A 9,045-nucleotide genomic window follows, 5' to 3' on the forward strand; every position below is an offset into this window, starting at 1 on the left:
CTTATTTTTGTTCCAAATAACTAATAATGTCAAAAATCTGTGCCATTGCGGACCTCGGTACGAACACCTTTCAATTATTAATTTCTCCTCTTTCTAAGTTTCAAGTGGAAGAACAGCTCCAGAGACCAGTCGGTTTAGGGAAGGGTGCCATGGAAGAGGTGACCTTGCAGCCAGATGCAATGGATCGAGCGCTGACTGCTTTACATGAATTCAGGACTTTGTTTATTTCCAAAGGAGGAGTTGCCTCCGATTTTTATGCCATAGGCACCAGTATTTTACGTCGAGCATCCAATGCAGATGTCTTTATTCAACGGGTTTACGAAGAATTAGGCATTCAAATTCTGATTATTGATGGCATGCAAGAAGCAGAATATATCTATGCTGGTATACGAAATTCCTTGCCAGAACGTTGGGAGAAAGCAAGTCTAGTAATGGATATTGGCGGAGGAAGTGTGGAGTTTATTTTGTTTAGAGGTGATGAAGTGCTTTATCGCGTGAGTTTGGAGTTAGGTGGATTGCGTTTGAAATCCCTTTTTTCGGTAGATAATGAGTTTGATTTATCGATTATTGCAGGATTAGATGCGTATGTGATGAAGGAAATGGCTCAGCTTATGGATGTTTGTAGAAAGGTAAAGCCCGAGGTTTTAATCGGTGCGGCGGGTGCCTTTGAAACGATTTTGGATTTAGAAAAAAGATCAGGACATGCGCCTGCTTCTTGTGAGTTAGATTTAGCGGTTTTTTTAGGGCATAAATCAAGCTTGGATGCTTTAGCGTATGAAGAGCGGGTGGGATATCCAGGAATGAAAGCATTTAGAGCGAGTATTTTTCCCTACGCTACCTTTTTAGTAGAGAAAGTTTTGCGGGAATTGGAGATTAAGGAGCTTTGGTTTTCGTCGTATAGTTTAAAGGAAGGCTTTTGGTTTACTGAACTCCAAAATCCATCAAACCAACCTTAGATTTTGAAAAAAAAATTGTAAACTTGTAGTATATAAGATTAATCAACCCCTTCATATGGCTTTTTCATTAGCAACTATTTTACTTCAGGCGGGTACAGTGACCGTCGATTCTACTGCAGCTATGGCAGATTCCATTGTTAACTCGGCTCCTGTTCAGGAAGTTACGAAAGTAGTAGTGGAAGAGTTTTCTGTATTGGATTTATTAGGAAAAGGGGGATATGTCATGTATCCGATTGGCTTTTTATTTGCAGCAGCCGTATTCTTGTTCATTGAACGTTATTTGTACATCCGCAAGACGGCAAAATTAGATGAGGATTTCTTGCACAAGATTCATGACATGTTGCAAGCAGGCAACGTACAAGGAGCGATTAATTTCTGTAAAGCAACGTCTTATCCGATTGCTAAACTTTTAGAAAAGGGTTTATCTCGTTTAGGTTCTCCAATCCGTGATATCGAAGCGGCGATTGAGAATAAGGCCAAAGTGGAGATCTATAACATGGAAAAGAATTTAGGTATTCTAAGTGCAATCGCACGTATCGCTCCCATGTTTGGATTCTTAGGTACCGTGACGGGTATGATTCGTACGTTCCATAACATCTCCATCTCCAATAAAATCGATATTTCAACGATTGCCGGTGGTATTTATGAGAAAATGGTGACATCCGCATCTGGATTGATTGTAGGTATCATTGCTTATGTATTATATACTTTATTGACGACTATGATTGATCGCACGATTAATAAAATGGAAATTACTGCGATTGATTTCTTAGATATCCTTCACAAACCAGCGTCTAAAGCCTAATTCGATGAATTTCAGAAAAAGAGCCAGAGAAGCATCAGAAGTAGAAACAGGGGCCCTTGCGGATATCCTTTTCTTTCTATTGATGTTCTTTTTAATGATTTCAACGCTAGCTTCTCCGGATGCAATTAAATTGCTTTTGCCAGAAACAGCAAAGCCGATGCCTACACCAGCCAATGAAGTGATTCGTTTGACCGTAGATGGGCAACTTAATTATTACATTGATGATCGTTTAGTAGATGTGGCTAATTTAGAAGCAGAATTGACGAAAGAGGCGACATCTAAAAAGGCTGTCACCTTGGTGGTTCGGATGGATCGCAACCAGACGGTACAAGAATTGACCAATATCTATGACCTAGCGGCTAAATTAAAGCTTGCGATGGTGATGGCTGCGGAAAAGAAAAAATAGAAAACACCGAATTCTTGGGCAAAATACGGCCTAAAATCGTATATTTGCACTTATATCTCAGCTGTTTGTAGAGTTGAGAATCATTTTGTTTTCTTAATTAATGGAAAAGATCCTAAAGTTCGGTGGTACTAGTTGTGGTAGCATTGAAAGTATTCAATCCGTTCTGACTATCATTGAGTCGAACTGGAAATCCTCCTCAGACTTTGCTGTTGTCTTTTCTGCCATGAGCGGTGTGACGAATCATTTATTAGAAGCGGGCACCCTTGCTGCTCAGCCGAAAAGCACGGTAAATACCTTGATTGAGACGATTGAAACACGTCATTTTGATGTTATTAAGCACTTTATTCCGGTAACGGAACAAAGTCAAGTTATCGCACATGTACGTACTTTGGTTAATGAATTACGTGATGTGTTGAAAGGAATTAATTTGATTAAGGAGATTTCGCCTAAGACTTCAGACGCATTAGTGAGTTTTGGGGAGCGATTATCGACGTATTTAATTTACGCAATTCTACAACAGAAAGGACTCCCGGTTGTCTATGTTGATGCTCGGGAGATCATAAAAACCAACAGTGCTTTTGGTCATTCAGAAGTAGATTTTCCGGTAGCTAATCCCTTAATTTCTGCCTACTTTGAAGCGAACAAAGGTAAAATAGGGTTGATAACTGGTTTTATTGCTTCCAATAACAAGGGGGAGACAACTACTTTAGGTCGTGGTGGTTCTGATTATACCGCTTCAGTGATTGGAGCTGCGCTAGTTGTAAAAGAGATTGAGATTTGGACGGATGTAGACGGAATGATGACAGCTGATCCACGCAAAGTAAAGTCTGCCTTTACGATTCCTTCGATTTCGTATGCGGAAGCGATGGAGTTAACCCATTTTGGGGCTAAAGTTATATACCCTCCGTCATTGCAACCTGCTTTTGCTAAAAACATCCCGATTCGGGTGTTGAATACCTTTAATCCATCTTTTGAAGGGACGGTTATCAGCAAAGAGCCGACCAGTAGTCCCTACATTATTACAGGAATTTCTTCCATTGATGCGTTAGCTTTAGTGAACTTGCAAGGTTCAGGGATGATCGGTGTGGCTGGGGTTTCAGCTAAATTATTTACCGTTTTAGCCCGTGAAAAAATATCAGTTGTCTTGATTTCTCAAGCATCTTCTGAGCACAGTATCTGCTTTGCTATCGATCCTTCTGTAGCGGATAAGGTAAGTAAGGTGTTGGTTAAGGAATTTGCAGCCGAAATGGCAGCGGGAGATATTGAAGGAATTGATATTCAAAAAGACCTCTCTGTCATTGCGGTTGTGGGTGAAGGGATGCGTAAGCATACCGGTGTTAGTGGAAAGTTATTCTCTTCTTTAGGGAAAAATGGCATCAATATTGTCGCTACTGCCCAGGGTTCTTCTGAGTTGAATATATCGGTGGTGATTGAAAATAAGGACCTTTCCAAGGCTTTGAATGTCATTCACGAGACTTTTTTCTTCTCTCAGATTAGAACATTACACCTCTTTTTAGTGGGTGCTGGTTTGATAGGAAAGACTTTATTAGCGCAAATTATTGGTCAGGAGCATTATTTGGCCAAATACAAGGGTATCAAAATTCGTTTAACTGGCATCGCGAATAGTCGCAAGCAAATCATTAAAGAGGAGGGAATCGAGTTAGATCAAGCGTTAGACGTATTAGAAGCTATGGGTGAGCCGGCTGATTTAGCTGGATTTATTACTCAAATAAAAACATTAAACTTACCGAATTCCATTTTTGCGGATTGTACGGCGAGTAAGGAAATTTATACAAATTACTTAGGTTTATTTCACTCTAATATTTCGGTGGTAACGCCTAATAAGGTGGCTAATTCAGGTCCATATGATTTGTATGCGCAATTGCATCAAACAGCTCTAGCTAAAGGAGTTAAGTTCTTGTATGAAACGAATGTGGGTGCCGGATTACCTGTTATTAATACCTTGCAAGGGTTAATCGCTTCGGGTGATCGCTTTGAGAAAATTGAAGGGATTTTATCTGGTACCTTATCGTTCCTGTTTAATCAATTTAAGCCAGGGAAGTCCTTTGGTGAAGTATTGAGAACTGCGAAAGAAAAAGGCTATACCGAGCCAGATCCAAGAGAAGATTTGAGCGGTATGGATGTCGCGCGTAAAATTTTGATCTTGAGTCGTGAAATTGGAATGAAATTAGAGTTCTCCGATATAACCATAGAAAAGATTATTCCTCCAGCCTGTGAGGCGGCACCATCAGTGGACGCCTTCTTCGAGGAGATTGATAAAGCAAACGATTTCTTCGAGCAATTAGTGAATGAGGCCGCTTCGAAAGGGGAGGTTCTGCGTTACATTGCTTGTTTGGAAAATCAAAAAATCACCATCGGTTTACGCTCAGTAGGTTCTTCTCACCCATTCTATCAGATGGACGGGGCAGATAATGTGATTGCTTTTACTACGAAACGTTACCATGATCGCCCATTAGTGATCAAAGGACCTGGTGCTGGAGCGGAAGTGACCGCGTCTGGTGTTTTTGCAGATATTGTATCCATTGGTAGTCATCTCGCATAATATGGAAAAGATACGTGTTTATGCTCCAGCAACGGTAGCGAATGTGGCTTGTGGATTTGATATCTTCGGTTTTGCGGTAAACCACCCGGGAGATGAGGTCGTTTTAGAAAAGAAGTCAACACCTGGAATCATTATTAAAGAAATTACAGGCGACGATGGTCGTTTGCCGAAAGCCGTGGAGAAAAACACGGCCGGTATTGCCATCCAAAAATATTTATCCTTCATCGGTCGTGAAGACCAAGGTTTTGAGCTGTCATTGCATAAGGATATGCCATTGGGTTCAGGCTTGGGTTCCTCAGCAGCTTCGGCTGTAGCAGGCGTTTTCGCAGCAAATGAACTGATGGGCCGCCCTTTATCCCAAAAAGACCTCTTGCCCTTTGCGATGGAAGGTGAGCGCGTCGCCTGCGGCTCCGCGCACGCGGACAATGTAGGCCCCTCGTTATTGGGCGGCTTTATCGTCATTCGTTCCTACGATCCTTTAGATATCATTCAGGTGCCTGTACCTGAGGATTTATACGCCAGCATCGTTCATCCTCAAATCGAGGTAAACACAAAAGATGCCCGCGGTATTTTAAACAAAGAGATTCCTTTGTCCACCACTATCACCCAAATGGGTAACGTAGCAGGGCTTGTTGCAGGGCTTTTATTGCCTGATTATGAATTGATAGGCCGTTCCTTAGTGGATGTGATTATCGAGCCATCAAGAGCCATCTTAATACCTGGATTTGCAGAAGTGAAAGCAGCGGCTATCGCCAATGGTGCTTTAGGTTGTTCGATCTCCGGTTCCGGCCCATCGCTATTTGCCTTGTCGAAGGGAGAAGAAACGGCCCAAAATGTAGCGAAAGCCATGGCGGCAGAATTTACTGCTTTAGGTATCGGATCGGAACAATATGTATCCCAGATCAACCAGAAAGGCCCCGTTATTTTAGCTGATTAAGCTTTCGGATGAGCCTGCTGGTAAATCGCCTTCATCTTTTCCATTGAATTATGCGTATAGACTTGTGTGGCGGCAAGATTCGCGTGTCCTAATAGCTCTTTGATGGCATTTAAATCAGCCCCTCTATTCAAAAGATGCGTCGCATAGGTATGGCGCAAAACGTGCGGAGATAGTTTCTCTAGCTGGCTGTATTCCCCTAAATTTTTCTTGACTAGTCGTTGTACAAACATCGGGTACAAGGGTTCCCCTTTATCGGTGAGCAGTAAATGAGAGTGTTCTATCGTGCAGAAGCTGCGATAAGCCGCTATTAAGTCAATGAGCAGTCCAGGTATAGGAATGACCCTTTCCTTATTTCGTTTTCCGATGACGCGTATCGTTTTAGCCGCTAAATTGACTTGGGTATTTTGCAAGGATATGAGTTCAGCGAGTCGAATGCCGGTCCCATAAAGTAAAAACAGGATGAGTTCGTCGCGCGCTTCACTAAAATTAGAGGCTATTATTCGGTTCTCTATAAGGTTTTCCATCTCCGATTCACGGACGAAATGGGGGATTTTCTTCGTGGTTTTTACCATTCGAATGGAGGCCATCGGATTTTCGGTGATTTTTCCTGTTCGTAAAAGGTATTTATAGAAGGTTCGAAGCGTGGCTAATTTGCGATTAATGCTTCGGTTTTGAATACTGTCATCGGATAAGCTGATGAGCCATTTCCTCACCTCCATAGCTTGTACCTGCTGGAGTTCTATAGGATTTACAAAAGCGGTAAATTGCTCTAAGTCAGTGGAGTAGGAGGTAATCGTGTGCGAACTGAGGCGCCTTTCGATGGACAGGTGGTCCAAAAAAAAATTGACTAATTCACGATTCATCATCGAAATTAGTCAATTCCTGTAAAGAATGTATAGGAAATTAGTTATTAATATTTCCGTAAGTGATTTGCTTGTAAGCAGCACGAATCATTTCTTTACGACGTCCTACAGAAGGTTTTTCGAAAGCAGATCTTCTACGTAGTTCTTTCACTACACCTGTTTTTTCAAATTTCTTCTTGAAGCGCTTTAAAGCCTTATCAATTGATTCGTTCTCTTTTATCGAAATAATTAACATTTTATTTTGTCTGTTTTTTTTAAATAGTTTGCAAAGATAATCATATTTTTTTGATGCGCAATAGGTGAATCGATTATTTCAATGAATGTTTTTGCCTATTTTTGTAATTCATTTTACCCTTATTTATGTCAGACTTTTCACGGACAACGGTTACTGCAGCGTTAATTTATGCGAACGGGCCTATTCACATCGGTCACTTAGCAGGTTGTTACTTGCCAGCAGATATCTATGTTCGCTATTTGCGCCTACAAAAGAAGGATGTGATTTTTGTGTCTGGAACAGATGAACACGGAGTGCCTATTACCATTAAGGCAGCTAAGGAGGGTAAAACTCCACAACAAGTCGTTGATTATTACTACAAAGAGATCAAAGACTCTTTCGAGCAATTTGGCATATCGTTTGATATTTATGGGCGCACTTCTGATCCTGTGCATCATGAAGTTTCGCAAGAATTCTTTTTGAAATTATATAACGAAGGGAAGTTTATTGAGGAAGTGACGGAGCAATTCTATGATGAAGAGGCCAAACAATTTTTAGCGGATCGCTACATCACGGGTGATTGCCCTTCTTGTAAGCAGCCTGGCGCTTATGGTGATCAGTGCGAAAAGTGTGGAACGACACTTTCTCCTACTGAATTAGTTAATCCAAAATCGGCTTTGAGTGGCTCAAAGCCCGTTTTAAAGCCTACCAAAAACTGGTTCCTGCCCTTAGATCAATGGCAGCCAGAATTAGAAAAATACATTGCTTCACACCCGGAGTGGAAGTCGAATGTGACAGGTCAGGTGAAATCTTGGTTGCAAGAAGGCTTGAAACCTCGCGCTATGACGCGTGATTTAAACTGGGGGGTGCCTATTCCTTTGCCCGATACGGAAGGGAAAGTACTTTACGTATGGTTTGATGCGCCTATCGGTTATGTCTCCATGACGAAGCAATTAACGCCGGAATGGGAGACTTATTGGAAGGCAAAAGATAGTCGGATCGTGCATTTTATTGGAAAAGATAACATTGTCTTCCATTGCTTGATCTTCCCAGCCATGTGTATGGCACACGGAGGCTATCAATTAGCGGATCAGGTGCCAGCAAATGAGTTTATGAACCTGGAAGGGGATAAGATTTCAACCTCGCGCAATTGGGCGGTTTGGTTGCATGAATATTTAGTTGATTTTCCTGGAAAGCAAGACGTTTTGCGCTATGCATTGACTGCTTCTAGTCCAGAGACGAAAGATGCTGATTTTACGTGGGCTGATTTTCAGACCAAAAATAACTCCGAATTAGTGGCCATTCTAGGCAATTTCGTGAACCGAGCCTTTGTGTTAATTGATAAAAACTTTAATTCAGTTGTACCTCCTAAGTTAGAGGGTACAGGTTTAGAGGCGGATTTAATGGCCGCCGTAGCCGATATTCCGGCTAAACTGGAAACTGCTTTAGAGAATTACAAGTTCCGTGATGCGCTCGTTTTAGCTATGGAAATTGCTCGTTTAGGTAATAAGTATTTAGCGGAAGCGGAGCCTTGGAAGATCATGAAAGAGGATGCGGCAAAGGCTGGAACAGTGTTGAATTACGCGGTGCAGTTAGTTGCTCATGCTAGTATTGCTTTAGAGCCATTTATTCCGTTTAGTGCGTATAAATTGCGTTCTGCTCTCGGAATGACTTCTTTTGAATGGTCCAGTTTAGGTAATTTCGAGGTAATCTCTGCTGGAACTGCTTTGCAGAACCCAGGTTTGTTATTCGAAAAGATTGAAGATGAGGAGGTACAAAAGCAAGTGGATAAATTAACCCAAACAAAAGCTCAGATGGAATTAGCTTCGAAATCGGTGCCGGCATTAAAGGAAACGATAGCCTTTGATGATTTTGCCAAAATGGACATTCGCATTGGCGAAATCGTCGCAGCAGAGAAGATGGAGAAGAGTAAGAAGCTATTGAAGCTTCAGGTAAATGATGGTTTTGTGACACGTACGATCTTGAGTGGTATTGCAGAGCATTTTGCTCCAGAGGATCTTGTAGGTAAGCAAGTGACTTTTTTAGCTAATCTAGCACCTCGTAAAATGATGGGCATAGAGAGCGAGGGCATGATTCTAATGGCAGAAGATGCGGATGGAAGTCTAGCTTTAGTGCAGCCTAACAAACAAATCTGGAACGGAGGAACCGTGAATTAAGCTTTTAAATAGGCTAGGTATAAAATAAAATAAGGTCAGAAGAAACTTCTGGCCTTATTTGTTTAACCTCTAAACCTATTTAACTATGAAAATTTATACAAATATAATGCTTTTGTGGATATTT

The 9,045-nt window shown here is 41.5% G+C and carries 8 protein-coding genes; 6 read left to right on the forward strand and 2 right to left on the reverse strand.

Going from position 1 to position 9,045, the window contains the following annotated elements; translation table 11 throughout:
* Window positions 1-26 precede the first annotated feature (26 nt).
* The 5 genes from ACILP5_RS09020 (at window position 27) to ACILP5_RS09040 (ending at window position 5,667) form a co-directional block, all read left to right on the forward strand.
* Window positions 27-956 carry a hypothetical protein gene (locus ACILP5_RS09020; RefSeq protein ID WP_395618331.1) on the forward strand — a complete coding sequence of 310 codons (930 nt, stop codon included), beginning with the start codon at window positions 27-29 and terminating at the stop codon, window positions 954-956.
* Between the two features lie 55 nt (window positions 957-1,011).
* Window positions 1,012-1,761 (forward strand): MotA/TolQ/ExbB proton channel family protein, encoded by a 750-nt coding sequence (locus ACILP5_RS09025; RefSeq protein WP_395618332.1) that lies wholly within the window; start codon window positions 1,012-1,014, stop codon window positions 1,759-1,761.
* A 4-nt stretch (window positions 1,762-1,765) separates the two neighbouring features.
* The gene (locus ACILP5_RS09030) at window positions 1,766-2,167 is read left to right on the forward strand and encodes an ExbD/TolR family protein (protein ID WP_395618333.1); all 402 of its coding nucleotides are present in this window, start codon (window positions 1,766-1,768) and stop codon (window positions 2,165-2,167) included.
* Between the two features lie 100 nt (window positions 2,168-2,267).
* Entirely contained in the window at window positions 2,268-4,730 is a 2,463-nt protein-coding gene (gene thrA, locus ACILP5_RS09035) for a bifunctional aspartate kinase/homoserine dehydrogenase I (RefSeq protein WP_395618334.1), read from the forward strand.
* A gap of 1 nt (window position 4,731) precedes the next feature.
* Window positions 4,732-5,667, forward strand: coding sequence for a homoserine kinase (locus ACILP5_RS09040; protein WP_395618335.1), 936 nt, complete (start codon window positions 4,732-4,734; stop codon window positions 5,665-5,667).
* Here ACILP5_RS09040 and ACILP5_RS09045 read toward each other — a convergent pair.
* Window positions 5,664-6,533: a tyrosine-type recombinase/integrase gene (locus ACILP5_RS09045; protein WP_395618336.1), complete on the reverse strand. Its 870-nt coding sequence runs from the start codon at window positions 6,531-6,533 to the stop codon at window positions 5,664-5,666. The two genes, ACILP5_RS09040 and ACILP5_RS09045, sit on opposite strands and share 4 nt — an antisense overlap.
* 37 nt (window positions 6,534-6,570) lie before the next feature.
* Window positions 6,571-6,765, reverse strand: a complete 195-nt coding sequence (gene rpsU / locus ACILP5_RS09050) for a 30S ribosomal protein S21 (RefSeq protein WP_130896373.1) — start codon at window positions 6,763-6,765, stop codon at window positions 6,571-6,573.
* A gap of 125 nt (window positions 6,766-6,890) precedes the next feature.
* Here rpsU and metG point away from each other — a divergent pair, with 125 nt between their 5' ends.
* Window positions 6,891-8,921 carry a methionine--tRNA ligase gene (metG, locus tag ACILP5_RS09055; RefSeq protein ID WP_395618337.1) on the forward strand — a complete coding sequence of 677 codons (2,031 nt, stop codon included), beginning with the start codon at window positions 6,891-6,893 and terminating at the stop codon, window positions 8,919-8,921.
* Window positions 8,922-9,045: the final 124 nt, after the last annotated feature.

This window comes from Aquirufa sp., assembly GCF_044239315.1.
In the GTDB taxonomy this organism is placed as follows: Bacteria; Bacteroidota; Bacteroidia; order Cytophagales; family Spirosomataceae; genus Aquirufa.

What these genes read in the sequence shown, in the direction of transcription:
- ACILP5_RS09020 (WP_395618331.1), top strand. Translation starts at nt 27, where the DNA reads ATGTCAAAAATCTGTGCCATTGCGGACCTCGGTACGAACACCTTTCAA.
- ACILP5_RS09025 (WP_395618332.1), top strand. Translation starts at nt 1,012, where the DNA reads ATGGCTTTTTCATTAGCAACTATTTTACTTCAGGCGGGTACAGTGACC.
- ACILP5_RS09030 (WP_395618333.1), top strand. Translation starts at nt 1,766, where the DNA reads ATGAATTTCAGAAAAAGAGCCAGAGAAGCATCAGAAGTAGAAACAGGG.
- thrA (WP_395618334.1), top strand. Translation starts at nt 2,268, where the DNA reads ATGGAAAAGATCCTAAAGTTCGGTGGTACTAGTTGTGGTAGCATTGAA.
- ACILP5_RS09040 (WP_395618335.1), top strand. Translation starts at nt 4,732, where the DNA reads ATGGAAAAGATACGTGTTTATGCTCCAGCAACGGTAGCGAATGTGGCT.
- ACILP5_RS09045 (WP_395618336.1), bottom strand. Translation starts at nt 6,533, where the DNA reads ATGATGAATCGTGAATTAGTCAATTTTTTTTTGGACCACCTGTCCATC.
- rpsU (WP_130896373.1), bottom strand. Translation starts at nt 6,765, where the DNA reads ATGTTAATTATTTCGATAAAAGAGAACGAATCAATTGATAAGGCTTTA.
- metG (WP_395618337.1), top strand. Translation starts at nt 6,891, where the DNA reads ATGTCAGACTTTTCACGGACAACGGTTACTGCAGCGTTAATTTATGCG.